The organism is Serratia sp. 4542, assembly GCF_016805595.1.
Lineage (GTDB): Bacteria > Pseudomonadota > Gammaproteobacteria > Enterobacterales > Enterobacteriaceae > Serratia > Serratia nevei.
The window spans coordinates 396049-422183 of record NZ_RXKV01000010.1 but is presented as its reverse complement, the minus strand read 5'-3'; the positions used below and the strand labels follow the sequence as shown (position 1 = coordinate 422183).

At 59.0% G+C, this 26135-nt stretch carries 20 protein-coding genes; 3 read left to right on the top strand and 17 right to left on the bottom strand.

The annotated features are described in order from the left end of the window. The 9 genes from EKL15_RS14205 to EKL15_RS14165 all read right to left on the bottom strand — a co-directional run bounded on the left by EKL15_RS14205 (window position 1) and on the right by EKL15_RS14165 (window position 12116). Entirely contained in the window at window positions 1-1155 is a 1155-nt protein-coding gene (locus EKL15_RS14205; RefSeq protein ID WP_100395654.1) for a hypothetical protein, read from the bottom strand. Between the two features lie 6 nt (window positions 1156-1161). After that, complete coding sequence (locus EKL15_RS14200; RefSeq protein WP_060440674.1) at window positions 1162-2010, bottom strand: ATP-grasp fold amidoligase family protein; 849 nt, start codon at window positions 2008-2010, stop codon at window positions 1162-1164. Beyond that, a complete protein-coding gene (locus EKL15_RS14195; RefSeq protein WP_038876976.1) occupies window positions 1991-3289 on the bottom strand; it encodes a flippase in 1299 nt (432 codons plus the stop codon). The genes EKL15_RS14200 and EKL15_RS14195 overlap by 20 nt, the downstream gene beginning before the upstream one ends. A 4-nt stretch (window positions 3290-3293) precedes the next feature. Further along, window positions 3294-5474 (bottom strand): polysaccharide biosynthesis tyrosine autokinase, encoded by a 2181-nt coding sequence (locus tag EKL15_RS14190; RefSeq protein ID WP_089186089.1) that lies wholly within the window; start codon window positions 5472-5474, stop codon window positions 3294-3296. A gap of 27 nt (window positions 5475-5501) precedes the next feature. Continuing rightward, window positions 5502-6635: a polysaccharide export protein gene (locus tag EKL15_RS14185; protein WP_060424060.1), complete on the bottom strand. Its 1134-nt coding sequence runs from the start codon at window positions 6633-6635 to the stop codon at window positions 5502-5504. A 45-nt stretch (window positions 6636-6680) separates the two neighbouring features. After that, complete coding sequence (gene wecA / locus EKL15_RS14180) at window positions 6681-7730, bottom strand: UDP-N-acetylglucosamine--undecaprenyl-phosphate N-acetylglucosaminephosphotransferase (RefSeq protein WP_060424063.1); 1050 nt, start codon at window positions 7728-7730, stop codon at window positions 6681-6683. Window positions 7731-7904: 174 nt separating this feature from the next. Further along, window positions 7905-8867, bottom strand: a complete 963-nt coding sequence (locus EKL15_RS14175) for an NAD(P)-dependent oxidoreductase (protein ID WP_060424066.1) — start codon at window positions 8865-8867, stop codon at window positions 7905-7907. 181 nt (window positions 8868-9048) lie between these two features. Continuing rightward, window positions 9049-9948 (bottom strand): transcriptional regulator, encoded by a 900-nt coding sequence (locus tag EKL15_RS14170; RefSeq protein ID WP_060424069.1) that lies wholly within the window; start codon window positions 9946-9948, stop codon window positions 9049-9051. A 773-nt stretch (window positions 9949-10721) separates the two neighbouring features. After that, window positions 10722-12116 carry a NarK family nitrate/nitrite MFS transporter gene (locus tag EKL15_RS14165; protein WP_060424071.1) on the bottom strand — a complete coding sequence of 465 codons (1395 nt, stop codon included), beginning with the start codon at window positions 12114-12116 and terminating at the stop codon, window positions 10722-10724. A 351-nt stretch (window positions 12117-12467) separates the two neighbouring features. Here EKL15_RS14165 and narX point away from each other — a divergent pair, with 351 nt between their 5' ends. Both narX and narL read left to right on the top strand, forming a co-directional pair. Then, on the top strand, window positions 12468-14252 hold the full coding sequence (gene narX / locus EKL15_RS14160; protein WP_047730492.1) for a nitrate/nitrite two-component system sensor histidine kinase NarX: 1785 nt from the start codon (window positions 12468-12470) through the stop codon (window positions 14250-14252). A 10-nt stretch (window positions 14253-14262) separates the two neighbouring features. Continuing rightward, on the top strand, window positions 14263-14913 hold the full coding sequence (gene narL / locus EKL15_RS14155) for a two-component system response regulator NarL (RefSeq protein WP_016927346.1): 651 nt from the start codon (window positions 14263-14265) through the stop codon (window positions 14911-14913). On the opposite strand, the gene EKL15_RS14150 is transcribed toward narL, so the two are convergent. Beyond that, window positions 14910-16421 carry a YchO/YchP family invasin gene (locus EKL15_RS14150; protein WP_203089821.1) on the bottom strand — a complete coding sequence of 504 codons (1512 nt, stop codon included), beginning with the start codon at window positions 16419-16421 and terminating at the stop codon, window positions 14910-14912. The two genes, narL and EKL15_RS14150, sit on opposite strands and share 4 nt — an antisense overlap. A 425-nt stretch (window positions 16422-16846) precedes the next feature. Between EKL15_RS14150 and EKL15_RS14145 the strand changes: the two genes are divergently transcribed. Beyond that, window positions 16847-17515: an A24 family peptidase gene (locus EKL15_RS14145; RefSeq protein ID WP_197826964.1), complete on the top strand. Its 669-nt coding sequence runs from the start codon at window positions 16847-16849 to the stop codon at window positions 17513-17515. Here EKL15_RS14145 and EKL15_RS14140 read toward each other — a convergent pair. The 7 genes from EKL15_RS14140 to EKL15_RS14110 all read right to left on the bottom strand — a co-directional run bounded on the left by EKL15_RS14140 (window position 17512) and on the right by EKL15_RS14110 (window position 26049). Further along, the gene (locus EKL15_RS14140; RefSeq protein ID WP_100395650.1) at window positions 17512-19122 is read right to left on the bottom strand and encodes a hypothetical protein; all 1611 of its coding nucleotides are present in this window, start codon (window positions 19120-19122) and stop codon (window positions 17512-17514) included. The genes EKL15_RS14145 and EKL15_RS14140 overlap by 4 nt on opposite strands. 230 nt (window positions 19123-19352) lie before the next feature. Beyond that, the gene (locus EKL15_RS14135; protein WP_100395649.1) at window positions 19353-20927 is read right to left on the bottom strand and encodes an ABC transporter substrate-binding protein; all 1575 of its coding nucleotides are present in this window, start codon (window positions 20925-20927) and stop codon (window positions 19353-19355) included. A gap of 132 nt (window positions 20928-21059) precedes the next feature. Then, window positions 21060-21731 (bottom strand): ABC transporter ATP-binding protein, encoded by a 672-nt coding sequence (locus EKL15_RS14130; protein WP_070914674.1) that lies wholly within the window; start codon window positions 21729-21731, stop codon window positions 21060-21062. Next, window positions 21728-22570: an ABC transporter ATP-binding protein gene (locus EKL15_RS14125; protein ID WP_060439734.1), complete on the bottom strand. Its 843-nt coding sequence runs from the start codon at window positions 22568-22570 to the stop codon at window positions 21728-21730. The genes EKL15_RS14130 and EKL15_RS14125 overlap by 4 nt, the downstream gene beginning before the upstream one ends. Next, entirely contained in the window at window positions 22560-23429 is an 870-nt protein-coding gene (locus EKL15_RS14120; protein ID WP_100395648.1) for an ABC transporter permease, read from the bottom strand. The genes EKL15_RS14125 and EKL15_RS14120 overlap by 11 nt, the downstream gene beginning before the upstream one ends. Next, window positions 23426-24481, bottom strand: coding sequence for an ABC transporter permease (locus EKL15_RS14115; RefSeq protein WP_060439732.1), 1056 nt, complete (start codon window positions 24479-24481; stop codon window positions 23426-23428). Before EKL15_RS14115 ends, EKL15_RS14120 begins: the two co-directional genes overlap by 4 nt. Further along, window positions 24481-26049 (bottom strand): ABC transporter substrate-binding protein, encoded by a 1569-nt coding sequence (locus EKL15_RS14110; protein WP_049271726.1) that lies wholly within the window; start codon window positions 26047-26049, stop codon window positions 24481-24483. Before EKL15_RS14110 ends, EKL15_RS14115 begins: the two co-directional genes overlap by 1 nt. Window positions 26050-26135 lie beyond the last annotated feature (86 nt).

Sequence of the window (26135 nt, the reverse complement as noted above, 5' to 3'; positions counted from 1 at the left end):
TTAACCCTCTAATTTAGAATTTATCATTTCTTTTCCACGGCAAAGCAACAATAACGACACGTTAAATACCGGGACCAAAAAATAGGTTTCCGTCAACGTTGTTAACAGGAAAACCACCACCACCCAGCGCATGAACCGACTCAGCTTGCGCATGTTACCCAACAGGTGAAAATAACAGAAAAGCATGACGACAGAGGCGAGGCCACCGGCCGAATAAAACATGGCAATGAAGAAGAAATCGACGGGTTTATAAGGTTCTATATTCATGCCGAACAGCGGGTTGGGTAGCCCCACCGCCTGAAACATCTGCCAGGAGAACCAGACTCGCCCGGTCAACGCCTGGTTCAAGAGGACATCCAATGCCGGATTGCTGCCCCAGAGCATAACGCTGGCGAATTGAAAGCCGACAATAACCAACGTCAGCACGATGCAGACTTTTCTATTGGGGGCGACACGCAGCAGCGGCGCCAGCCAAAACAGCAATAACATCAACAACGCCAGCATAAAACAGGTGCGAGAATAGGAATACATCAGCACCGGGAGAATTAACGCCGACACCGCCAACGACGCGATATTTTTCATTCCACGCATTAGTTTCGCATGGTCGATCAGGCACAGCAGCGTGGCGAACAAGGCAAAAGAATAATACGCCAGGGTATTCGGGTTATCGAAACCCAGCGTTAATCTGTTGCCGTAACGTTCATCAAGATAAACAAACCCATTGGTGTAAAAGCTATAGGGAATGACCATCAGCAACCCTGCCACCACAAAGGCGATGGCAAACATTTCAGCGCCACGTCCCATGTCTATGCGGCGAAATAAAATGATCACGGCCGTGCTGAATACCGCGCCAAACAGATAATCCCCATGCCCGGTGGCAATATTAACCAGAAACAACAGAGCCAAAAAAACCGCAACCGCTTTTTCCGCCAGCGTAGCGATAAAAAATGCATAACCGACATAGAGCAACATCAGGCCATTAAGCCCCATCACGGTTTTATTAATCAGCTCGCTGTTGAACGATCCCGAGGTCAGGAAGGTTTTCACGAAAAACATCAGCAGAAAGGTCAATACGATGGATTGATTGACTAAATCCCGCGACTGATTATAACCGGCGTTGGCATGCATTTGAAAATTGGAGGCGACTCTTTGCATAAGTGTTTACTCAGTAAAATAACTGCCCCATTCCTGCTCAATGTTTTTCGGCATCAGCTTGCTTAACCCCGCGCCAGGCGTAAACGTCAACTCACCGAAATACACCTTCTCGCCGACCTGGTAGAAATCCACGCGGACATAAGAGAACTGCTGCGCTGTCTGGCGAGCCAAACGCGTCATTTCGTCCAGCCGCGTAGGGCGCGGCATCGGTTCGTCGGCATTCGGCAAGCTGATACGGATTTCGGTGCGGTTCCAGTCGATATCGAAAATATCGCGCCGATGAGTGCCGAAACGCTGATAGTCCACCTGGATGAACATGCGAATTTCATGATTGTCGTTAAAACAATGAAACTTGATATCGTTCGGCACCTGCTCGCCATCCAGCAACAGGCGCTCCACCATGATGCAGGGTTCGATATCCAGATAATGCTTTTCGCGACTCTGCTCGTAAAAGTTGCTGCGCATCCACGCGTTGCTGAGATCGTACAACTCCGCGTAGCTCACCTGCTGCTTGTCGAACACCAACCGGTTATAACCGCTGCCATGGTTGGCCTTCAGCACGAAGGCGTTGGGCAATTGCCTGAACATGTCGTAGCTGAGCTCAGTGCCATGCGCATACAGCTCCACCAGATACTCCTCGCCCCACAGACCGGCGATAAATTCACGTACCTTGAACTTGTCCGACAAGGTGGTGTAGATGCTGCGCGGATAAATTTTGCGACGCATGATCTTTTCGCTGAAGCCGGTCGGTTTTGACAGGTGCGGCAGCTTCTTGAAATAGAGCGCGTATTTAACCTGATGGTGCCAGGCATCGGGCAGGCGTTTGGAAATGTTTTTAACCAGGATGTTTAACATGTTCTCTCCTTAATTTGCTGACAAGACGCGGCAAGCAGTAAAAACAGGTCAGCTGCAGTCGGGTAATTTTTCCGCCACGGAATAAACTGTTCAGCACGAAGAACGAAATGAATTCCGCCAGCAGCGTAGACACCGCCGCACCGATCAGGCCGTAGCGCGGGATCAGCAGCAGATTCATCACCACGTTCGCCACGGCCACCAACGGCATCTTGATGGCGATAAAGCGATAGCCGGCGAACAGTACGATGCTGCGGTACGAAACCGTCCCCATGACCGAGAACAGCGAGGTCAGCGTACAAATGGCCAGGATGCTGGCGGCCGGTTGGAAAGCGGCACCGTACAGCAGCGCAATGGCCGGGTGGGCGAACCACCACAGGCCCAGCAACACCGGCAACGACAGGCCCAAGACCACCAGATAAAGCACCCGGATACGGTATTCCTGCTCCAACGGATCGCGACAGCTGGCAATGCCCGGCATCAACGAGGTGATCAGCGCCATCGGCACGAACACCCAGCCTTGGCTGAGGGTGGTGGCGGCACTGAACCAGCCTACCGCCTGCTCGCCGACCAGATTGCCCAGCATGATTTGATCGATGCGGGTATAGATCACTATCGACAGGCTGGAGATGGCCAGCGGCAGGCCCACCTTGAGCAAATAACGGCCATAGCGCCCGGCCTGGCGCGGCGTAACCCGCGGCGAGGCCGCAGCTTCGCCACGGAATAACCAGAGGCGCGCCAGGTAAGGGACGGCGCTGCTGAGGATGTAGGGCACCGCGAACCACACCAGCGGCAGCGCGGCGCTCACCAGCGCCAGCCGCAGCCCGATCGACAGCAGCAGCGCCAGGTTGTTGATCAGCGTATTGCGTTTCGACTGCAGGCGGGCATCGTAATAAATCTTGTACACGTCCTGAATCGAGAAATAGGCGCTGACAAGCAGCAACAGCGTCATCAGTTGGCTGGCGGGCGATTGGCTGAAATAGCTCCATGTCAGTATCGGCAGCGTCACCGCCAGGAACAGCCAACGGCGCAGGCGTATTGACGCCAGCATCAGGCGAATGCCGCTTGGTTGTCGGCGGGCGACGCGGTTGAAAATGATGCTGTCGGCGCCCAACTGTACCAGTGGCACCACGATGGCAATCGTCGCCAACAGATAGTTGAGCGCGCCAAACTGCGCGGGCCCCAGATAGCGCGCAACGTAAATGGAGACGAAGATGCCGGACAGGCTGAGCGAAACGCGTTCGAGCATCAGCCACAGGGCATTGGTGATAATGGCCTTCACCCGCTTATTCCCCTGCCTGCGGGCTATCTTCCCGATGGCTTGGGTAGGCGAAGTTGTAGTAGCTCATGTCGGTTGACGCCTTCTTCACCATGCCGTTGAGGATCACGCCCTTGATCCCCACCCCATTCTGTTCGAAACGGCGCATGCTGGTTTCGATCTGCTTGACGGTGTTGACCTCAAAACGCACCACCAGCAGCGAGGTGCCGGCGTGATTGCCGACGATCGCCGCATCCGTCACCGCCAGAATCGGCGGCGTATCGATCAGCACCAGATCGTAGTTTTGCCCGGCCCAGCGCAGAAAATCGGCGAAACGGCGATGCATCAACAGTTCGGACGGGTTCGGCGGCACCTGGCCGCGCGGCACGAAGTCCAGATTGGCGATGGCGGTTTTCCGCACCGCCTGTTCCGCCATCACGTTGCCCACCAGCAGATCGGACAGGCCCTGATGCCCGTCATCCGCCAGCCAGCGGTGCAGGAAGCCTTTGCGCATATCGGCGTCGATCAACAGCACCCGCTGCCCGGCCTGCGCCACCACCACCGCCAGGTTGGTACTGGTAAAGCTCTTGCCGCTTTCCGGGCTGGCACCGGAGACCATCAGAATGTTGTTCTTGGCCTCCATCATGGCGAAATGCAGGCTGGTGCGCAGGCTGCGGATCGCTTCCACCGACAGATCCGTCGGTTCGGCCACCGCCAGGATCGGCAAGCGCCGGCCGCCGGATTTAGGCAGCAAATGACGCTGTTCGCGGTTGCGCTTCACCTGCCACGGCGACAGCGGCACGGTGGCGTAGACGTTGATGCCCCGTCTCTCCAGGGTGTCGATATCATTGATGCCACGATGGAAAGCCGCGCGCAACAGCACGACCGAGGCGGCGCCCGCCGCGCCCAGCAGCAGCGCCAGCAGCACGATCAACGCCTTTTGCGGCTTGATCGGTCGGATAGCGGTTTCCGCCTCGTCGATGATGCGAACGTTGCCCACCGTGCCGGCCTTGCTGATGCTCAGCTCCTGCTGCTTGTTCATCAGCTGCATGTAAACCTGTTGATCCACCTGCACGTCGCGGGTGAGGCGCAGGATCTCCTGCTGCATTTTCGGCAGCGTCTGCACCTGTTTACCCAGCCGCGCCTTTTCCGCCTCCAGCGTGGCGCGCTTTTCCAGCAGCGCCCGGTAAGCCGGGTGTACACGGGTATAGAGCTTGGAGATCTCCGCTTCCTTGAAGGTCAGCTCGTTGAGCTGGGCCTCAAGCTGCACCTGAGTATCCAGCACCGATTTGGCTTCCAGCGACAGATCCACCGAGTCGTTTTGCTGGCGGAATTGATTGAGCTGAGTTTCGGCGTTGTTCAATGAGGTTTGCGTTTGCGGCAGCTGCTCTTGCAGGAACGCCAGCATACGCTGCGTCTCTTCCGTTTTGCGATCCACGTTCTGCTGCAGATAGTTGTCGGTGATGTTCTTCAGCATCGCCTCGGCATTCTGCGGATCTTCGCTCGGCAGCGTAAAGGTCATGATGCCGCTGTCCTTGCCACCCGGCACCACGTCCAGGTATTTACGCAGATCGTCCACCGCTTTTTGACGCGCGACTTTGACCACGGTAAAGCTGGCGCCCGGCGCCGCGTCCAGCGCCGAGACGGTCATGTTCCAACCGCCCTGCGCCACCGGCTGCCCGACCACACCGCTGAACAGTTTGTCGCCGTCATGGCTCAATTCGTAATGCTGTCCGTCGCGCACCGTCAGCGTCAGCGTTTCGTCCAGCATGTCCTCCGGCGTCGTCAGCGTGGCAATGTCCAGGACCGGCGGCTTTTCGCCGCTCAGCCGGGCAAAGCCTTTGCCGAACACCGGGAAATAGTCTGGGCTGACGCGCACCGTCAGACCGAGGGCGTCCACCGTTTTGCCCAGCACGTAGCGTGACTTGACCAGCGTCACCTCATCCTCCGTCGCCGAACTTTGCCCCATCGAGCTGTCCAGCGTTTCACGCAGCAGCGAATCGCCGGACAGCTGCTTCTCCACCTGCACCACCGCCGTGGCCTGGTATACCGGGGTGGCCAGCAGGGCGTAGGCAACACCCAGCACGCCGGCCAAACCGGTCACGGCGGCGATCCGCCAACGGTTATCCCACAGCGGCCCGATCAGGCGCTCCCACTCCAGCTTTTCATCTTGTTCGGCCACCATCACGGACAGCGCATTGTTTTTCATCTTCTGTTCCTTATTCACCCTGCGGAGTTACCAGTTGCGCACGCGCAAGGTAGCCTCGCTGAGATCGTTAAAGCTGCTGATGGTCGGCACCAGCTGGCTGATCAAACGGTTCCAGCGCGCGACCGGCGCCGCAGTGACGTACACGACGTCGTAAGGTTCCAGCTGAAATTCAGCGCCCATCGCCAGCGCGCTGGCATCGGAGAGATCGAACTGATACAGCGTCGCCAGCCGCTGCGGCGTTTTACCGCCGCTCGGCCGGATCACGAATACCCCGGTCGCATCCGCCACCGTCTGGCTGATCCCTTCGGAAGATCCGAGGGCTTCAGTCAGGGTCATGCCGCTGCGATCCATCTTCAGCGTCGCTTGCTTACCCACCTCGCCCATCACGAACACTTTCAGTTCGTCATTGCGCGGGATGTAGAGGATGTCGCCCGGCTGCAGCAGCGCGTTCTGGCTGATGTCGCCGCGCTGCATCAGCGCCTGCAGCGAGATAGCCCGCTCCTTGCCCTGATGGGTCAGCACCACGTTGCGCCAGTCGGCGTTGTCCGTCAGGCCGCCGGCAGCGTTGATCGCGTCCAGGATGGTCAACGGCACGTTGGTGATCGCCTGTTGGCCGGAGGTTTTCACTTCGCCGGTCACGTAAGCCTTCTGCGAGCGGAAAGCGGCGATGCTGACGTCCACCTGCGGGCTTTCCACATACTGCGCCAGACGGCCGGCAATCAGGCTGCGCACTTCGGTGACGGTCTTGCCCACCACCGCCACGCGCCCGATATAGGGATAAAAGATCGTGCCATCCGCATGCACCCAGTTGCCGGTGTCGCTGGCGCTGCGGTACTGCCCGGCCGGCGTGGTCAACTCGGGGTGATCCCAAACCGTGACGTTCAACACGTCGCCGACGCCGATGCGGTATTGATAACTCTGCAACCGCTGATCCAGCGCCGGGTTCGGCCGGGCGACCGGTTCTACGCGCCGCATTTTCTGCAGCAGCATCGGCGACATGCGATAGACCTGTACCTGGTTATTCAAATCGAAATCGTCGTCCTGCTGCACGACGATGGCTTTTCCACTGGTCGGTAAATGCGAGCCGGGGACCACCGTACAACCGCTCAACAGCGCGGAGGTGCAGACCAACGGCATCAAAAGGGCCAAATGAAGATTCATGGAGGTACCGTGATAGACGGGCTGCTGCCGCAGCCCGTGAGAGGATTATCGGCCAACGCTGGGGTTGTCGCGGAGTACCGTTGCCTGGCGCGGTTCACGCAGCATGGCGAAATAACCGCAGAAACAGAGCAGAAACGCCACCAGCATCAGGCTTTCCTGCAGCTTCAACACTTCGCTGCAAATGCCGACGCAGGCCAGCGTCACCGCCAGCATGGTGCTCATTGCCAGCGCCTGGCGCGCATTGAGCCCGCGGCGCATCAAAATATGGTGTAAGTGATCGCGGCCCGCTTTGAAGGGGCTTTGGCGGCGCAACAGGCGGCGCACCATCACGGTCACCATGTCCATCAGGGGAATGGCGATCAACCACAGCGCGGTGACCGGGCGCATCACCGACTGCGGCCCCTGCGTCGCCAGCAACACCAGCCACAGCACGCTGAAGCCGATCACCATGCTGCCGGCGTCTCCCATAAAGATCTTGTTGCGCGCACCGAACAGGCTCAGGTTAAACAGCAGATAAGCCGCCAGCGCGACGATCAGACCCAGACACCACAGCGCCAGGTCTTCCCGGCCGCCCAATCCGAACAGGATGGCCAACGCCACGAAGGTGACGCAGGACAAGGCGCCCAGCTGCCCATCGATGCCATCGACCATGTTGTAGGCGTTGATCGCCCCCCAGACCGCCAGCGGCGTAAGCAGCAGCGCGCCATAACCGAGCATCACTTCCTGATGGCCCCAGACATAGCCCAGCGAGGAAAGCTGCATCCCTGCCGCCAGCATCATCGCCAGCGCGATCCCTCCCTGCACCATGACGCGCGGCGCCACGGGCAGATCAAAGCGGTCATCCAGTACGCCCAACACCACCAGCGCCGTGACGCACAACAGATAGACGGCGCTGTCGGGCAGCCAGGCGGGTTGCCACAGCGTCATCAGCGTCAGCGTCAGGTACACGGCGATGCCGCCGACCAGCGGAATATGCCCCAGATGTTGCTTGCGCGCATTGGGCTTATCCACCAACCCCACCACCAAAGCGGCCCGACGGGCAATAAGCACCCAGGCGACCGCCAGCACAAATATCACGCTCAGTTGATATAACATCGTTCCTCCAGCGAATAAGCACGCTACCGCCCTTGAGTTACAGCTCCCAATGCGCTATTAACAAAAACAAAATTGATCCTGCCAGGATATAAGTCAGCATGAATTAATCCTGAAAAATGCAGATTTATCCGCTTGTCGGCGGAAATAGGTAAATAACGCCAGCGTGCGGTTAAGTTATCTCTCAGAAAACTCATGCTTAATGGTTCTTTCGATTGCCGAATCAAGTTCTACCGGCGCCACGAAATTATTCCGCACACTACTTTTAAATTGCGTTCTGGCGCAGAATTTCTGCACTCTTACGCGGCTGATTGGGAATTTTTTGCGACTTATTTTACTGACAACATCCAAGGCGGTTGCGCCGCATATGCCTACGGCATAGGGAATGCGAATCGTCTTATTTTCTCTGCCCAGCGAAGAGGAAATAACGTCGACCAACTGATTCATCGTAAAGTCCGGTTTATCGACGTAGTTGCTGACCTGATACGTTGACTGTTGATCCAGCGCATGTTCCAGCCGCGCGGCAATATTTTCAACGTAGGCCATCGACTTCATATTATTACCGCTGCCAATCATCACGAATCGGCCGCTGGCGATCTGGCGGAACAGGTTATACACGTTGCCGCGGTTGCCTTCCCCGAAAACCACCGTCGGGCGGATGATGGTCAATTTGTTTGCGCTATCCGCCTTGCGCCAGGCTTCATAAACATATTCCGCTTCGAGCTTGGATTTGCCGTAATGGTTGAAGGGCTCGAAACGCCCCCCTTCATCGGTTTCCTGTTCAACGAACCCGTAAACGGCAACCGAGGAGGTGAAAATGATTTGGCGAATATTCAATGCGGAGGCGGTCATGCAGACATGGCGTGCGCCTTCGACATTGACCTGATAATAGAGCGAAATAGGATCGACATTGTCCTGATGTTCCGCCGCCAGATTAATGATGGCATCACAGCCCGCCAGCGGTTCTTGCAAGGTCTGGGGCTGCGTCACATCGCCATACTGATAGAGCGCCGGAAAATGTGCGCTGGGTTGCTTGTCAACGATGACCAACGTCAGGTCGTCGCGCTCACTGAGACGTTTCGCCAGGCGTGTTCCGATAAAACCGGAACCCCCGATAATAGCTACTTTACGCTTATCCATAATTTGTCACTCAGCAGGTTTCTCATTATTCCTGTCACCGCAATGGAAACAGGGCGCTAATATGCGTTAGGTAATGAGTTCCAGACTGGACAAATCGAACCTGGCTTTCAAATAACAAATAATGAAATAAAAGATTTCATCAAATGTAAAATTATCGCTAAAGATAAAACCTCATTCAGCGTTAATTTTTAACATCGTAAGCAACTTGATATTGCAAGGTTTTATTCGGCAATATGAGATTAATCCGACCTTTACCCGGCGTAGAAGAAGTCTCATATTTTACCGGCAATTTAAGCTGCCCTTGCTTAGGGTCGACGCATTCGATGGTCGCCTGATCCATGCTCTCGCCCTGGTACAGGCAGAACAGGGTTTGCGGGCTGTTGGTATGGGGATTATTCAGCGTCAGCGTCAACACAACGCGCGTGTTGTTCTGAATATCATTGATCACCGGCGGGCGAGTTTGGTTACCGAGCACATATGAAAAATGTGAAATAACCAGCAACGAAGCGAATACCGTCAGGTATTTCACTACGCGGCTGGCAGGCATGCTGAAAAAGCGACGCACTGCCGCCGGCTTCTTTTCCTGCACCGGTGCTTTGGCTGATTCCATCGTTGCGACAGGCGCAGCAACAAGGGGCGATTTACGCGGCTTATCTATTTTCTCTTCGTTGATTTCAGGCGATTCACTTTCATTTTCGGAAAGTTCCGCTTGAATATCAGCGCCAATATCATTGCCGTCATTTAATATATCGTCGTCAGCGTAGTCCTCATCTTCGGATATAAAGTGAAAAACGGCTTGATTTTCCACCTTGTAACCCAAACGAGGAATGGTTCTGATAAGCGTATGTTCCGCGTCGCTAATTTTCTGACGAATAGATTTAATTGTTTGATTTATGGTTGAATCTGAACAATACGTTCCTTTCCAGATATTCTCTATAATTTCCGTTCGGGTAACCAGTTCTGGTGATCTGGCGACAAGCAGCGAAAGAATTTGATACTCCTTCCAACGCAGACGGAATTTCTCCCCGGCAGGAGTCAGAACATCGAGATTCCTAATCTTTATTCTTTTATCAAGATTCACTTTTAATTTCCTTAGCGTGCCTGTCCTGCACACTTTGTATAGAAATATCAAAAAATGTTCAAGAAATTAAATGTAAACTCAACAGGTTGCATCCATTGGATATTGGCTTTTATAAAAATTTTCTGATTTCATTTTTTACATTAGGCCTGATTAAGGATGTTATGTTTATCCAAACGACTCTTTTTCCCTGTTGGCAACATGGATTTCTTTCATGATTACCGTAAAATTCAAACTAGCACCTCATTGATTTTAAAAGAAAAAGCCAGCAGTGTTGTTTGATTGTTAATCGAATAAAATTGTGAAATTTCATTCCGCCACGTGAATTCATCCTGTTTTTCCACCTAATCTGATTGCCAGATAGACTACAAAAAGCCGGAAAAAACAGAATGAGAGTTGTCTGATTTAACCCCAGTGTTCATTCCAGTGGATGGGCGCAGCATCTAAGACAAAACCCTATAGATGATCTTATAACAATCGCACTAATTATGCCTCACCCTCCCGGAAATTTCATTTAACCTGCGGGAAAGGCATTAATGATTTAATGCAGGAATACTCTCAATAAAAAGAAAAAACCGTGCAAATAATATAATCCGTTTACGCGAAAGCATTCTGACATTGAGAGATAGTGCTATAAAAAAAGAAAAAAACGGTAATCGGGGATGAGAATTTTACCTAAAGACAGAAAATTTCACTGAGGAGGAGAGGAGAGATGACTCGGAATGAACGAAATATCCCTCCCCTGTCGGGAAGGGATAGAGAAAGCCGTTTGATACTCAGGCCTTTTTCTTGCGGCCATACACCGCCCAGGTGATCACCACGCACAGGATATAAAACACCAGGAACACTTTCATCGCCCCCGCCGGCGAACCGGTCATCGCCAGCGAAGTGCCGAACGCCTGGGGAATGAAGAAACCGCCGGCCGCGCCAATCGCCGAGATAAAGCCTAATGCGGCGGCAGAATCCGTCACCGCTTCACGCTGCGCGCTTTCATCGCTGCCGCCGGCCGCTTTGACGCGATCGACAGTGATTTTACGGAAAATGACGGCAATCATTTGGAAAGTCGAGCCGCTGCCCAGCCCCGCGGTGAGGAACAGCACCATAAAGATGCCGTAGAAGGCGATGAACGAACCGCCCTCCCCCGCACTCGGCAAGGTCAGGAACAACAGCGCGGCGAAAACGGCCATAACCACAAAGTTGATCAACGTCACCCGCACGCCGCCGAAGCGGTCAGACAGCGCACCGCCAACCGGTCGCGCCAGCGCCCCAAGGAACGGCCCGAAGAACGCGTAATGCAGGATCACCACGTCCGGGAACTGCGTCTTCGACAGCATGGCGAAGCCGGCGGAGAAACCGATGAAAGATCCGAAGGTCGCGAGGTACAGCAAACTCAGCATCCACAAATGCCCGCGCTTGAGCACCGGCAGTTGCTGACGTAACGATGCCTTGGCCGCCGCCAGATCGTTCATGCCGAACCAGGCCGCCAGCGTGGCCACCAGCAGGAACGGCACCCAGATCCAGGCGGCGTTTTCCAGCCACAGCTGGCCTCCCTCGGCCTGATTTTGCGCCGTGCCGCCAAACAGGCCGAACAGGCTGAAAGAGATCGCCAGCGGCGCGACCAGCTGCATAACGCTGACGCCCAGATTTCCCAACCCGCCATTAAGCCCCAACGCACCGCCCTGACGCGCTTTCGGGAAGAAGAAGCTGATGTTGGCCATGCTGGAGGCAAAGTTGGCTCCGGCGAAGCCACACAGCAGGGAAATGATGACGAACACGCTGTACGGCGTGCTGCTGTCCTGTACCGCGAATCCCAACCACAGGCACGGCACCAGCAGGAAACAGGTGCTGATGGCGGTCCAGCGGCGGCCGCCAAACAGCGGGATCACGAATGAATACGGCACGCGTAAAATGGCGCCCGAAACCGACGGCAGCGCCGTCAGGAGGAACAGCTGGTCGGTGGTGAAATTGAAGCCCACCTTGTTCAGGTTGACCGCGACGGCGCTGAACAGCATCCAGACGCAGAAGGCCAGCAGCAGACAGGGAATGGAAATCCACAGGTTGCGGGTGGCGATACGATGGCCACGCTGCTGCCAAAAGGCGCTGTCTTCAGGACGCCAGTCCTGAATCAGCGCACCGGTTTTCTTTGATGAAGGCGTTGCAAGTTGCGACATAAAAACCTCAGACACGGGGGATCATTCCGCACACCCTAGGGGGCAGCCCCGGCGGCAAAGTTGATGTATATCAACCCGAATGCAAGTAGTTGGCGCCGCAAATAGCGCCCTCATCCCCTTAGGGGTACGCCACAATTAAAAATTAAATCAATTAAAATCAATGCATTGAAAATAAAACCTGCATCGCTTTCATCGTCCTGCCCCCCCGCCGGAAACTAATGGGTACTTCATTCGAGGTATGGGGTTATGCTCAGGGATAATCAAAAATACGGCTGAATCGTTACTTGTTTACCCCCGTCGCCGCCTTCGCCCCTGAGCCTCAGCGGCGCCAAACGCCAGGAATCCGCGCTTATGAAACGCCTGTTGGCCCCGCTTTCGATCGTGAATCAGGTCGCCCTGCTGATGTTGCTGTCGGGCATTCTGGGCGTGGCCGGCATGGGGATTTCCGCCTGGATGTCGCAGAGCATTCAGGGCAATGCGCACGCCATCAACAAGGCCGGATCGCTGCGTATGCAAAGCTACCGGCTGCTGGCGCAGGTGCCGCTCGATGAGCGGCATGAAACGTTGATCCGCGAACTGGAGCGCGACGAAAACAGCCCCGACCTGCAGCGTTCGGTGGAACAGGAAGGGCTGACGCAACCTTTCGACGCCCTGCGCGACTATTGGCAGCAGACCCTGCAACCCCGCCTGCGCAGCGCGCAGCGCCCGGCCGATGCCGCGCCGCAGGTGGCGCACTTCGTGCAGCTGCTGGATAAGCTGGTCTCGGATATCGACAGGCAAACCGAGCGCCGCCTGCTGATGGTGACGCTGGTGCAGGCCGGCTTCATCGCACTGACCCTGCTGCTGCTGATCGGCACCACCTGCTACCTGCGCCGCCGGTTGCTGCATCCGTGGCGACAGCTGGTGGAGATGGCGTTGGCGGTGGGCCGCGGCGACTTTAGCCGCCGCTTCGCGCAGCGCGGCCACCAGGATGAAATGGCGTCGCTCGGCGGCGCGTTGAACACCATGTCCGACGAGCTGTCGGCCACCTACAGCGGGCTGGAGCAGCGCGTGGCCGAGAAGACCGCCGACCTGCAGCAGAAAAATCAGGTGCTGAGCTTCCTCTATCGCGCCAGCCGCCTGCTGCACGCCAGCGAACCGCTGTGCAGTCGCCTGACGCCGCTGCTCAATCAACTGCAAACCCTGACGCCGCTGCGCGCCATTCAGGTACGGCTGTATGAAAACGACAGCCGGGAACCGCTGCTGCAGCTGAGCGGCAACCAGCCGCTGCGGCCGGAGCATTGCCATAATCCGGTGTGCAGCGCCTGCCTGAACGACAGCGACCGCCAGCATCCCGACAACCCGTCGCTGAGCTGGAGCCTGAGCGACAAGCTCGGCGACTACGGCGTGATCGTGGCGCAACATGCGCCGCAACAGCCGCTGAACGATGAGCACCGCCAGTTGATCAACACCCTGGTGGAGCAGTTGACCAGCGTGCTGGCCATCGAGCGTCAGGTCGACCACCAGCAGCAGCTGATGCTGATGGAAGAACGGGCGGCGATCGCCCGCGAGCTGCATGACTCTATCGCCCAATCGCTCTCCTGCCTGAAAATGCAGATCGCCTGCCTGCAGATGCAGGGCGAAACGCTCTCGTCCGCCAGTCAGGCGCTGGTGCAGCAGATGCGCGAAGAGCTGAACGGCGCCTATCGCCAGCTGCGCGAGCTGCTGACCACCTTCCGCCTGCAGCTGACCGAGCCGGGCCTGCTGGCGGCGTTGCAATCGACGGTCGCGGAGTTCAATCCCAAACTGGGCCTGACCATCCATCTCGATTACCAACTGGGGCCGCGCACGGTGCCCGCCTACCAGGCCATTCACCTGCTGCAGATCGCCCGCGAGGCGCTCAGTAATATCCTTAAGCACGCCGCCGCCAGCCAGGTGAGCATTCAGGTCATCAATAAACGGGGCGAAGTGACCCTGAGCGTATGCGACAACGGACGCGGCCTGCCTGCCGAGACGTCTCGCCCCGACCATTACGGCTTGATCATCATGCGCGATCGCGCCAAGAGCCTGCACGGCCGCTGCGACATTTTACCGCGCAGCGGCGGCGGCACCGAGGTGCGAGTCAGCTTCACGCCGGATAACCACGCCATCGACTAACGGAGACACCATGACGACAGAAACCGCCGCCACAATTTTACTGATCGACGACCACCCGATGCTGCGTAACGGCGTAAAACAGCTGATTGGCATGGACGCTCGCCTGCAGGTCATCGCCGAAGCCAGCAACGGTGAACAAGGGGTCACGCTGGCGGAACAGCACGATCCGGATCTGATCCTGCTCGATCTGAACATGCCCGGCATCAACGGGCTGGAAACGCTGGATCGCCTGCGCCAGACCGACCTGTCAGGGCGCGTCGTGGTGTTCAGCGTGTCCAACCATGAAGACGACGTCGTCAGCGCGCTCAAGCGCGGCGCCGACGGTTACTTGTTGAAAGACATGGAGCCGGAGGATCTGCTGAAGGCGCTGCATCAGGCCGCGGCCGGGCAGATGGTGCTCAGCGAGACGCTGACGCCGATCCTCGCCGCCAGCCTGCGGGAAAACCGCCCCAGCGCCGATCGCGATATTCAGCAATTGACGCCGCGCGAGCGAGATATCCTGAAGCTGATCGCTCAGGGGCTGCCGAACAAGCTGATCGCCCGCCGCCTGACCATCACCGAAAGCACCGTCAAGGTACACGTCAAACACCTGCTGAAGAAGATGAAGCTAAAATCCCGCGTCGAGGCGGCCGTGTGGGTGCTGCAGGGTAAAAACGGTTAATCGCCGCCGTACAGCGGCCCGGTTTGCGCCGGAATGGGCGGCGGCGTCAGGGTTTTGATCGGCGGCAGGCCCGCGTCTTCCCCGGAGGTCGCGGTCAGCGGCGGCGCCACTTTCAGCGCTATCCAGTTCGAGGTCACGCGCTGCTGTTTATCGTCCTCCAGCGTGACCGCCAGCCGGTAGCTGTTGACGGCGTCCGGCGCGTCGTCCCACGCCGGCACGATCGCCGTCCAGCCCTGCGGATCGTTGGCGTTGTGCGGCGGCGTCAGGCTCAGCGCCTGCGTATCCCCCTGCCAACTGACATGAGAAATCCCGTTCAACGCCTTGATTTCCAGCACCAGCGGCACGGTTTCTCCCGCCTGCAGGCTCCACGGCGGCGTGGCCAGGAACACCTGCAACGTCTTGCGCTGGCGGAACTCCAGCACCGGCACGTTCTTGCGTTCGATAGGATCGTAACGGCTGCCGCGCAGCGACTTGGCCTGCGCCACATACTCCGGCGAAATCTGCTTCACCAGCGGCACTCCGAGCCGATAGCTCAACGCCAATTCAACCTGCTCCTGGCTCTGCCCGCCCGCGCCAATCTTGTGCAACGCCTTCATCGTCACCAGCGGTACCGGGGTGTAATTGAGCCCCAGCTGCATGGCGCGCGGATCGCTTTGCTTTTTGCCGCTGCCGAACAGATCGACATTGTCGCCCAGGTACTGCTCATAGCTGAGCGAACCGCCGATCTGGCGGTAAAACGGCAGGTAGCCTTGCGTCGTGATGTCGTAACCGCGTGCCGGGCGGCTGAAAAACACCCCATCGCCGGGCTGCTGCGACAGCGCCGACAGCGGGTAGTAATAGTTGGTGGAGAAACGCAGGTAGTCTCCCCAGGCTTCCGCACCGACGCTGCCACGATTGCGCTGCCGGGCGAAATCGCTGTCTAGCGCCGTATTGTATCCCAGCAGCCAGTCGCCGACGATCCAGCGCTGCCCCAGCGCAAAATTGCCCAGCGCCCCAGCGCTTTGCTGCAGCCAGCCGATCTGGCTGTAGGTCAGCAATCCGTCGACGTCGTACAGCGGGCTGAATAACTGCCCGTTGCTGCCGGTAAAGTCCCCCTCCCCGGTCATTTTCAACGATAGCCGCGCGGTGCCCAGTGGCGACAACAGTTCCTGCGCCTGTTGCTGCAGCGTGTCGGCCGCCTGGCCCAGCAAATAATCCTCGGCGCGGCTGCGCATCTGCTGACGTGAAACGTTGTTCAGATCTTTCTCGCCGAGCTGTTTGGCCATCTCGGCCCACTGTTTTTCACGCGCGGCGTCGTCGGGCGCACCGCCCAGATCCGGCAAGTTCTCGGCCGGATCCGCAGCTTGCTGTTTGGAAGAAATAACGGCGTCCGGCGCCGGTGGGGATTCGGCGCACACGGGCACCATGCCGGCCAGCCACATCAGCGGCCCAGCCAGCCAGGCCGCCTGGCGACGGCGCCAAAATCGTTTTTGGGTCTTGATAAATCCTGTCTGAATCACGTCTGTCATGACACCGTTGGCTTCTCTCCCTCCTGGATCGCGCCAACCCACTGCTTGGCTATCGCCTTTCCCGCGACAGATCTGAAAAACCTTACGTCCCGGCCTGGCGGGGACGCCTCTCCCTTAAAGCCTAACGGCTTGGCGAACAGAAACAATAGGATAAACCCCAATCGGCCAGAGTGACGCCGTCACATCACACCATTGACTTGCCCCCCTCCGAGCGCAGGTGAATTCACACTCTTTTAGCGCCGATTTTGCCGATAAAACGTGCAGTAACGCTGCGAGCCGACACGTAGCGGCTTGTTTTGCCATGCAATACGTAAGGCCGTGCTGCGCGCAACCGCGCATATCCCGCAGGCCGCCGCATTTCACCCCGGTGAAATACGCATTTTGCCGTTATTTTAAACATCTTTTTCACGACTGACGGAACCCTGATGTTTCTTTCCTCACTGTGGCACGTGCTGTTTTTCACCGCGCTGCTGTCGGCCAGCCTGCTCGCCTTCTCACTTATCACCCGGCTGGAGCGAACGGTAGCCGTACGCGCCAACCTACCGAGATTGCGCCGCCGCAGCCTGCTGTTGACGGCCCTGGGATTGGCGTTGGCGACGCTGCCTTTCGACCTTTCGGCAGCGCACCGGCTGTGGTTGCCACCGGCTGCGGCGCTGCTGATCGCCCTGGCCTGGCTCGACGGGCGCCACCGATGGCTGCCGGACCGGCTAACCCAGCCGCTGCTGTGGGGCGGGCTGCTGTGCAACCTTGACGCCCGCTGGGCACCGCTGGATGATGCGGTTATCGGTGCGGCAGCCGGCTACGGGGCGCTGTGGCTGCTCAACGCGCTTTATCGGCAGGTGCGGCGGCGTAACGGCATCGGCCAGGGCGATTTCAAACTGTTGGCGGCGCTGGGCGCCTGGCTCGGTTGGACGACGTTGCCGCTGTTGGTCTGCCTGGCGGCGGCGTTCGGGTTAGGCCTGGCGGCGGCGCGCGGCCGGCACCCGCGCCGCGGCTGGCGAACGCCGCAACCTTTCGGTATCGCCTTGGCGGCGGCCGGCTGGCTGCAGCTCTTGATGGGCGCCGACCAAAGCGCGCTGACGTTGTTCGGTTAGGTCTTCAGCGCCTCGATCAGCCGATTGAGTAATCCGGCCACTTCTGCCGTGCTGGCCGTTGTCGGATTGGCCAGTGGCTGGACCGCCGTGAGCCTCGTCGTGGATAACATCTCGTCGCTACGGATTTCCAACGCATCGGAGGGGCGCGCGCTCAACGAAACGCCGTCCGGCCGCCAGTAACTGCCGCGCGTAGTCTGCACCTGATAACTGCCAAAGCCGAAATCCTTCTCGACGCGATAATATATTTCGCAGCTCAACGGCCCGGTGCGCCGCAACATAAAGGCGCTTTTCGCGCTATAGCTGCCTCTATTGACGACAAAGGCGGTCGCCTGCGAAGACAGGTCGAACGTGATATATAAATCGCACGCCAGCACCTTGGTGCTTACGCCCTGCTGAAGCGTAATGTGCGTTGTGGGTTGCCGATCCGGCGCGGTCAGGGTGCCTAACAAAGTCCACGATGGCTGTTTCGAGATATTGCGCGGCAAATGATTGCTGGTGGAGGAAGGGGCAATAGCCCGCTCACCCAGACTGTACATCGCTTCGACCCCGCTTAAAAACGACGTAACGTCGACGGTGCTTTTGCCGGCTACCGGGACGCCGCCGTTATAGACGTTACTGAAGGTTACCTCGGTATTGTTGTTGCAGGCGGCGATCGCCACCGGGAAAGGCGTTTTCGAACCGCTGTAAAGATTCAACTGACCGATATCCCAACGGGATTCGTTGATGAACCGGCACAGCACGCCCCCGCTCTCCACGTTCTGCGCGTCCTGGATATTGATATTGCCTATCGTGCCCTGGGCAAAGTTGGTGGACAGCACGCTGACACTGGCGGCGCGCTGCGTATTGCGGTTCTCGCAGCCCAATGAATTGATCGTGCCGTTAAAATCTTTGAAATAGTAGATATCGCCGATGCAGTCATCCGCGGCCAACGAGCCGACCGTAGAGTAAAACCCTGAAATTCTGAACGCGGTGCCTTTGGCGCGAGCGGCGTAGAGCCCGTCGATAAAATTGGTGGTGCCGGACTTGTTCATCCACAGCACCCCATCGCCCGGGCGATTGGCGTTAGCTTCCATCTGCACGTTCACCAGCCAGTTAATGAACATGTCGCCCGACACAAACAGCGAATAACCGCCAACCTTGGTGTAGATGTCACGGATATCAAACTTCGTCATATTGAGATCGCTGAACCATACGCCGTGGGTATCGTCTGCGCCGGTATCATCCCGCAACGTCAAGCCGTGCAGCGTCAGATTGGCGAAGCCTTTCACCACGATCACCGCTTTCTTGGTTTCGCCTTGTTCATTGGTATAGCTGCTGTCTGCGGTCTTGACGATTTTGGTCGCCCGCCCCAATCCGACCACCCGCAAACCGATGCCGCCGTAGATGTCCGTTGTCGTCTGAATGAGTACGTGCCCGGCGACCGTATACACCCGTTTGCCCAGGGATAACGTACCGCCGGCTTGCAGCGCCGCCGCCGCCGCTTTGTTGATCGCCGGCCCCCAGTTGCTTCCGTCGCTGTCCTGATAAAACTGTTCCGGCGTCACAACCTCGCCGGTGGCGAGCAAGGTTGCTGCGCACTCCACTGAAGCGTTTCCGTTATTGTCCATAATCTCTCCTGACGTGATGTGTTCGCATCATTGCGAACGACCGCGCTGAAAGGCGTAAACAACGCCGCCTTTCAGCGCCAATCTATCACCGCCACATGAGCACGTTATGAAATTTCATTTTATTTCACCTTGATACAACCTCTCGCGCTTCGCGGTTGCAACAGCAGGCGATTTCACACGCTGTCGGCCTTTGGCGCGCCAGAAGCCCGGCCAGGCGCGCGGCGCGGTCGCTACTTACTCACCCGGTCCAGATACAGCATGCTGTTGGCGATATCCACCCGGGCATCTTCAACGTTGTCCCGCAATGCCACCAGCGTTTGCCCCTGCAGAGCCACCACATAAGGTGAACTGACCTGCAGTTCACGTTGCAACGTGACGTAACGTGCGCTGCGCGCGGCGCTGTTGCCCTCCGCGGCCGCGGCACGCGTTTCCGCGCTGATGGCGGGAATGCCCCACTGGGTGCGCCAGGCCAGGGTTTTCGGCCCACCGGGCACGTTGTAGGCAAAGGCGCTGGCGTTGGTGTTTGGATCCAGGTAGTCGGCGCCCCAGTAGGTGAAGATTGCCTGAAAATCGCGGCCGCGCATCTTGCCCCACAGATCGCTCTCCACCACCGGCTGGATATCCAGCCGCAGCCCGGCCTGCGCAAAGCTGGCCTGCAACGCCTGCGCGATGTCGGTATACGGCGGCTGGTTGATGACGATCAGACTGATACGCGTCCCTTCGGCGATGCCGGCCTCGCGCAGGATCTGTCTGGCTTTGTCCACGTCGAGCCTAAACGGCCGATCGTCGAGCGCCCCGTCCAATCCCTGCGGCAAGAAGGCCTGATGCACCCGATATTGCCCTTTCAACAGCTGCTCGGCGATGCTCTGATAATCCACCAGCCAGCGCGCCGCCTGCCACAGTGCCGGATTGCCCAGCGCCGGGTTGTCTTTGCTGCCGGTGTTGAAACCGAGGTAATAGACCCGGGGCGCATCGGCCTGCTCGATGCGTACGCCCGGCACATTGCGCAGCGAGTCGAACTGATCGGCCCCCAGATCGTAGGCCACGTCGGCATCCCCTTTCAGCAGCAACAAACGGCGGGTGCCGGCGTCGCTGACGTTCTTGAACAACACCGTTTTCAGTCTGGCCGGCGACGGCGCAAAGTCGTTGCGGCCGAACAGCAGCGCCTCGTGCGGCACATAGTTGTTTACCCGATACGGGCCGCCGCCGGCGGAATGGCTGCGCAGCCAGGCATTGCCGTAGTCCCCCTGCTGCGCGTGCTCGTTCAGCAGCTTCTCATCCACGATCGAGGCCACGTTCGCCGTCAGCAGCCTCAGCGCCAGCTCGCTGCCGATGTTGGCGGGCCAACGGAGCTGCACCTGGTTATCTCCCACCTTCTTCAGCTGCTGTTCAACGTTATCCGGCGTCCAGCCAAACTCGCCGAGAATAAACGACGGCGCCTTGTTCAGCTTCACCGCGCGGACCAGCGAGAAAATGACGTCTTCGGGCCGCAGCGGATTGCCGGAAGCGAAGCGTTGCTGCGGTTTCAGGGTAAAGGTCAGGCTGCGGCCATCGGTGCCCGCTTGCCAACTGCCTGCGGCGTCCGGCGCCAGCTTTTGCGGCGCGGCGCGATCCGGCGCCACCAGGCGCTGATAAAGGTTGACCAGATTGGCCGAGCTGACGGTTTCAAAACTCTCCGCCGGATCGAGGCTGATAATGCCCTCCAGAGAACTGACCACCACCAAGGTATCCTGCGGGGTGGCGGCCTGCGTACCGAAAGCGGCCGCCAGCGCGCCATACAATAAAGTTGGGATTAACCGTTTCATCGATACACTCTCCACAATCACGCGGTTGCGCTGTTTGTCGAGTGTAGGGGGTAAGAATTAACGGAAGAACGACGATAAATTGCTTTATTTATTACCAAGATGGATATGCCCGCCGCGTTGGCGGGCATAGGTTCAAACGATGATGCGGCCGTGCGCCATCGCCACCGAACGATCGCACATGTGGTCAATCACGTCCGCATCGTGGCTGACCAGCACCATAGTCAGATCGCCCGCCTGTTTCAGCTCGTTGAGCAGGTTGAGGATCTCCGCCTGCACCGACATGTCCAACGCCGAAGTCGGTTCATCCAGCAACAGCAGCTTCGGCCGCAGCAACAATGCGCGCACGATCGCCACGCGCTGCCGCTGGCCGCCCGACAGCTGATGCGGGTAGCGATCCAGCAGGCGCGGATCCAACCCCACCTGGCGAAAGCCCGCGCTGATTTTACGTTCGATGTCGCTTTCCTTCAGCAGCTTGAGCGGCTCCGACAGCGTACGCAAAAGCCGGTGTTTGGGGTGTAGCGAAGCATAGGGATCTTGAAACACCATTTGCACCTCGCGCCGCAGTTCGCCGGTAAACGCCTGCCCCGGCTGCAGCCGCCGCCCCAGCAACTCAAAGTTGCCCTGCCAGCTGCCGTTCAGCCCGGCCAGCACCCACAGCAAAGAGGACTTGCCGCAGCCGGAAGGCCCAACCAGCCCGAAACACTCGCCCGATTCGATGCGCAGGTTAACCTCATGCACCACGGTGCGCAGTTCGTAGCCCTGGCGGTGACTGACGCTCAGGTTCTCCAGTGCAATCACGCTCATTTCAACGTCTCCAACAGCGCGCGATCCAGCACCGGCAGCGGTTTGCCGCGCGTCTCGCGGCTCGGCCGACACGCCCACAGCGTGCGGGTATAAGGGTGCGTGGCCTGCGCCAGCTCTGCCGCCGGCAGCTGATCCAACAGCTCACCTTTGTACATCACCAGTACCCGCTCGCAGTGGTGCGCCACCTGCTGCAAATCGTGGCTGATCAGGATCAGCCCCATATTGCGTTGCGCCACCAGATTGTCTATCAGCTGCAGCACCTGATCACGCATCTGGTGATCCAGCGCCGAAGTCGGTTCGTCGGCAATCAACAACTGCGGATCGTTGATCAGCGCAATGGCCAGCATCACCCGCTGCCCCATGCCGCCGGAGAGCTGATGCGGATAGCGGCGGCACAGCGCCGCCGGATCGGGCAAGCCCACCGCCGCCAGCATCTCCAGCACTTTTTCACGCCGCTCGGCGCGACTCAGCTTTGCATGCAGCACCAGCGGCTCCTCCACCTGACGGCCGATCGGCTGATTGGGATTCAGCGCATGCTTGGGATCTTGCATCACCATCGCCACCCGGTCGCCGCGCAGCCGGCTCCACTGGCGCTCGCTCAGGCGCGTTAAGTCTTCACCGCCCAACGTCAGGCGCTGCGCCTGCAGCTGTAACGGCGGCGGCAATAGCCCCATCAGCGCACGCGCGGTCAACGACTTGCCGGAGCCGGACTCACCGACCAGCGCCAGCCGCTCCCGCCCCATGCTGAACGAAATATTCTTCACCAGCGCCACCGGCTGTAGCCCCGGCACGCCGATCGCCAGGCGTTCGACGTTCAATAAGGTGTTATCAGTGCCCATGACGAGGATCCATTTTGTCGCGCAGGCCATCGCCCAGCAGGTTAAACGCCAGGCTGGCGAACAGGATCGCCCCGCCCGGCGCGGCGGCGACCCACCATTGGTCGAAAATCACTTTACTGCCTTCGGCCACCATCGAGCCCCATTCGGCGGTCGGCGGCGCGACGCCCATGCCGAGGAACCCCAGACCGGCAGCGGACAGGATGATGCCCCCCAGACTCAGCGCCGCGCGCACCACCGCGCTCGGCAGGCATAAAGGCAAAATGTGGCCGACCATCAGCCGCAGCCCGTTGATGCCCTGCATGCGCGCCGCCGCCAGATAGTCGCTGCGGCGCAGCGCCAGGGTTTCGGCCCGCGCCTGGCGGGCAAAAGCCGGCCAGCTGGTCAATGCCAGCGCCAGCGCGCCGTTCATCAGCCCCGGCCCCATGACCGCCACAAACGCCAGCGCGATCACCAGGCTCGGCAGCGACAGGAAAATGTCGGTCAGGCGCATCAAAACGCGCTCTACCCAGCCGCCGAGATAACCGGCGCCAATGCCGACCAGCAGGCCGATGGGTATGGTCAACACCAGAATCAGCGACACCAGAATCAGCGTCGGCCGCGCGCCGTAAATCACGCGGGAGAGCAAATCGCGGCCGAAGCCGTCGGTGCCCAGCCAATGTGCGGCGGAAGGCGGCAATAGCCGCAGCTCGATATGCTGCAGATTGGGATCGAAAGGCGCCAGCCACGGGGCCAGCAGCGCGGTGACGATCAAAATCGCCACCAGTGCCGCGCCCAGCGTCAGCGTTGTCAGGCGCTGACCGCGGCGGTAACCGACGGCCGGCTCGCTTTGCGGTTCGTGTTCAGAGAGATATTGGCTCATCGGGTTCGCGGATCCACTAAATAGGTCAAGGCGTCGGCCAGCGCATTCAACAGCACGAAACAGGTGCCGATCAGCAACGTGGCGCCGAGGATCGCCGGCGTGTCAGCAGCAAACAGCGCCGAGGTCAGATAACGCCCGACGCCGGGCCAGGCGAACACCGTTTCGGTCAATACCGCCCCTTCCAGCAGGCTGGCATAGGAGAGAGACAGTACGGTGATCAGCGTGCCCAGTACGTTGGGAAACACATGGCGCAGCAGAATGCGCAGGCGCCCGGCCCCCTTGGAACGCGCCAGCGTCACGTATTCCTTGTTGCACTCTTCCAGCATCGCCGCGCGCAGCAATCGGGTAATGCCCGCCATCGACAGCAGCGCCAACGCCACGACCGGCAGCCACAGGTGGCCGATGGCGTTGTAGAACATTTCGCGATCGCCGGACAGCCAGCTGTCGATCAACACGAAACCGCTGCGCGGCTCCATGCTGTACAAGTAGATGTCGTCGAGCCGCCCCGGTCCCGCCGACCAGTGCAGCGTGGCATAGAACAGCAGCAGCCCGAGCAGGCTCAGCCAGAAAATCGGCACCGAATAACCGATCAGCGACAGCAGACGCGCCGCGTTATCCAGCCAGCTGCCCGGCCTGAGCACCGCCAGAAACGCCAGCGTAATGCCGCCGAGGGCGCCGAGGATAATGGCGCAGGTGGCCAGCTCCACCGTCGCCGGGAAGGTACGCAGCAGATCGCTCAACACCGGCTGGGCGGTGATGCGCGAAATGCCCAAATCGCCGTGCGCCAGGTGCACCAGATAACGCCAAAACTGCATCGGTAACGGCTGATCCAATCCCAGCTCGTGCCGCACCTGCGCATAGGTGGCTTCACTGGCGTGATCGCCCGCCACCTGCAGCGCCGGATCGATCGGCGCCAGGTGCGACAGCATGAAGGTGAACAGCAGCAGGCCAAGCAACGTCAGCGCCAGCGACAGCGCGCCGCCGAGCAGCCGCCCGCCCCAGCGCCAATACCGCCGGGCCGCCCCGGCGCTGGCGGACAGTTCAGCGGCCATTACTTGCTGACCTTGCTGTAGAATACCATGTCAGGGTTGATGCCCTGCACATAACCCTTGAGGTTGTCACGCACCGCGATCAGGCTGCGCGCCTGCAGGCCGATGACGAATGGCGAGCTTTGCTGCACCTGTTTTTGCAGTTGCTGGTAGTCGGCCACCCGTTTGGCGGTGTCGTTTTCCGCGGTGGCGGCCAGCGTCAGCTTGCTCAGCGCCGGGATCTGCCAGTTGGCGCGCCAGGCCAGCGTCTTGCTGCCGTCTTCCGGGTTGTAGGCGAAGGCTGCGGCATTGGTGTTAGGGTCGAAATAATCCGGCCCCCAGGAGGTCAGCGTCGCATCGTAGTTAAGCGCTTTCACCTTGGTAGAGACCTGCGAACTGATGCCCGGCACCAGTTCCACCTTCACGCCGCCCTGGGCAAAGCTGGCCTGCAGCGCCTGGGCGATATCCAGGTACGGCGGCTGGTTGTTGACGTCCAGACGGAAACTGACGTTGCTGAGCCCCGCTTTGGCCAGTATCTCTTTGGCTTTTTGCGGATTGAAGCTGTACGGCTGATCCTTGAGCGCCCCCAGATAACCGTCCGGCAGGAATGCCTGATGGCTCTGGAACTGCCCTTTCAGCAGATCGTCGGCGATGCCTTTGTAATCGAACAGCCAGCGCGCCGCCTCCCAGAACGCCGGATTGCCGAGCGCCGGTGACGCCTTGGCGTTGAACTGCAGGAAATAAAGCGAAGCGTAAGGAATCGCCAGGGGTTTGACGCCCGGCTTGCCCTTTAAGGCCGCCATCTGGTCTGCCCCCAGGTTGCGCGCGATATCGGCATCGCCCTGCTCGATCAGCAAGCGGCGCGCGGCCGGATCGGGCACGTTTTTGATCAGGATGGTTTTCAGCGTCGGCGCCCCTTCCGGCGAGCCTGGGTTGGCGTCCAGCACCACCACTTCGTGCGGCACATAGGTGCGGATTTTATAAGGGCCGCTGCCGGCGGAGTGGCTGTTCAACCATTGGTGCCCCAGATCGTCGCCCTGCTGGTGCGCCAGCGCCTCTTTGGCGTCGACGATCGACGATACCGGCGCCGACAGCAGGCTGAGCACGAAGGCCGGGCTGACGTTTTCACTCCAGCTGATTTTTACCTGGTGGTCATCCACCTTGCTCAGGTGTTGCTCCACGTTCTTCGCGTTCCAGCCCAGCTGCGTCAGGATAAACGACGGCTCCAGATTCAGTTTCACCACCCGCGAAAGCGAAAAGATAACGTCTTCCGGCCGCAGCGGATTGCCACTGGCGAACCTGGCGTCCGGGCGCAGGCTGAAAGTCAGGCTGCGATTGTCGGCGCCGGCCTGCCAGCTGCTGGCCAATGTCGGTTTCAGATCGATAGGGTTGTGCGGATCGGACTGGATCAGACGCTGATACAGGCTGTTGAACGACTGCACCGTGGTCAACTCAAATCCCTGGGCCGGGTCAAAGCTGACCACGTCATCGATAGACTGCGCGATCACCAGCGTGTTGGCCGGCGTCGCCGCCTGCGCGTTAACGCTGGCCGCCACGGCTAAAAACAGCAAAGAAGGAACGAGCGCTTTCATCTGAAACTCTCCAAGCAGATGGAATTTATAATAATTTCGCGAGTGTATGCGAGCACGATCGGCAGCTGAAGGTACTTAAATCACTA

Bases quoted from the DNA above. Each gene is read 5' to 3' on its own strand.
- EKL15_RS14205 (WP_100395654.1), bottom strand. From the start codon at position 1,155: ATGCAAAGAGTCGCCTCCAATTTTCAAATGCATGCCAACGCCGGTTAT.
- EKL15_RS14200 (WP_060440674.1), bottom strand. From the start codon at position 2,010: ATGTTAAACATCCTGGTTAAAAACATTTCCAAACGCCTGCCCGATGCC.
- EKL15_RS14190 (WP_089186089.1), bottom strand. From the start codon at position 5,474: ATGAAAAACAATGCGCTGTCCGTGATGGTGGCCGAACAAGATGAAAAG.
- EKL15_RS14185 (WP_060424060.1), bottom strand. From the start codon at position 6,635: ATGAATCTTCATTTGGCCCTTTTGATGCCGTTGGTCTGCACCTCCGCG.
- wecA (WP_060424063.1), bottom strand. From the start codon at position 7,730: ATGTTATATCAACTGAGCGTGATATTTGTGCTGGCGGTCGCCTGGGTG.
- EKL15_RS14175 (WP_060424066.1), bottom strand. From the start codon at position 8,867: ATGGATAAGCGTAAAGTAGCTATTATCGGGGGTTCCGGTTTTATCGGA.
- EKL15_RS14165 (WP_060424071.1), bottom strand. From the start codon at position 12,116: ATGTCGCAACTTGCAACGCCTTCATCAAAGAAAACCGGTGCGCTGATT.
- narX (WP_047730492.1), top strand. From the start codon at position 12,468: ATGAAACGCCTGTTGGCCCCGCTTTCGATCGTGAATCAGGTCGCCCTG.
- narL (WP_016927346.1), top strand. From the start codon at position 14,263: ATGACGACAGAAACCGCCGCCACAATTTTACTGATCGACGACCACCCG.
- EKL15_RS14150 (WP_203089821.1), bottom strand. From the start codon at position 16,421: ATGACAGACGTGATTCAGACAGGATTTATCAAGACCCAAAAACGATTT.
- EKL15_RS14145 (WP_197826964.1), top strand. From the start codon at position 16,847: ATGTTTCTTTCCTCACTGTGGCACGTGCTGTTTTTCACCGCGCTGCTG.
- EKL15_RS14140 (WP_100395650.1), bottom strand. From the start codon at position 19,122: ATGGACAATAACGGAAACGCTTCAGTGGAGTGCGCAGCAACCTTGCTC.
- EKL15_RS14135 (WP_100395649.1), bottom strand. From the start codon at position 20,927: ATGAAACGGTTAATCCCAACTTTATTGTATGGCGCGCTGGCGGCCGCT.
- EKL15_RS14130 (WP_070914674.1), bottom strand. From the start codon at position 21,731: ATGAGCGTGATTGCACTGGAGAACCTGAGCGTCAGTCACCGCCAGGGC.
- EKL15_RS14125 (WP_060439734.1), bottom strand. From the start codon at position 22,570: ATGGGCACTGATAACACCTTATTGAACGTCGAACGCCTGGCGATCGGC.
- EKL15_RS14120 (WP_100395648.1), bottom strand. From the start codon at position 23,429: ATGAGCCAATATCTCTCTGAACACGAACCGCAAAGCGAGCCGGCCGTC.
- EKL15_RS14115 (WP_060439732.1), bottom strand. From the start codon at position 24,481: ATGGCCGCTGAACTGTCCGCCAGCGCCGGGGCGGCCCGGCGGTATTGG.
- EKL15_RS14110 (WP_049271726.1), bottom strand. From the start codon at position 26,049: ATGAAAGCGCTCGTTCCTTCTTTGCTGTTTTTAGCCGTGGCGGCCAGC.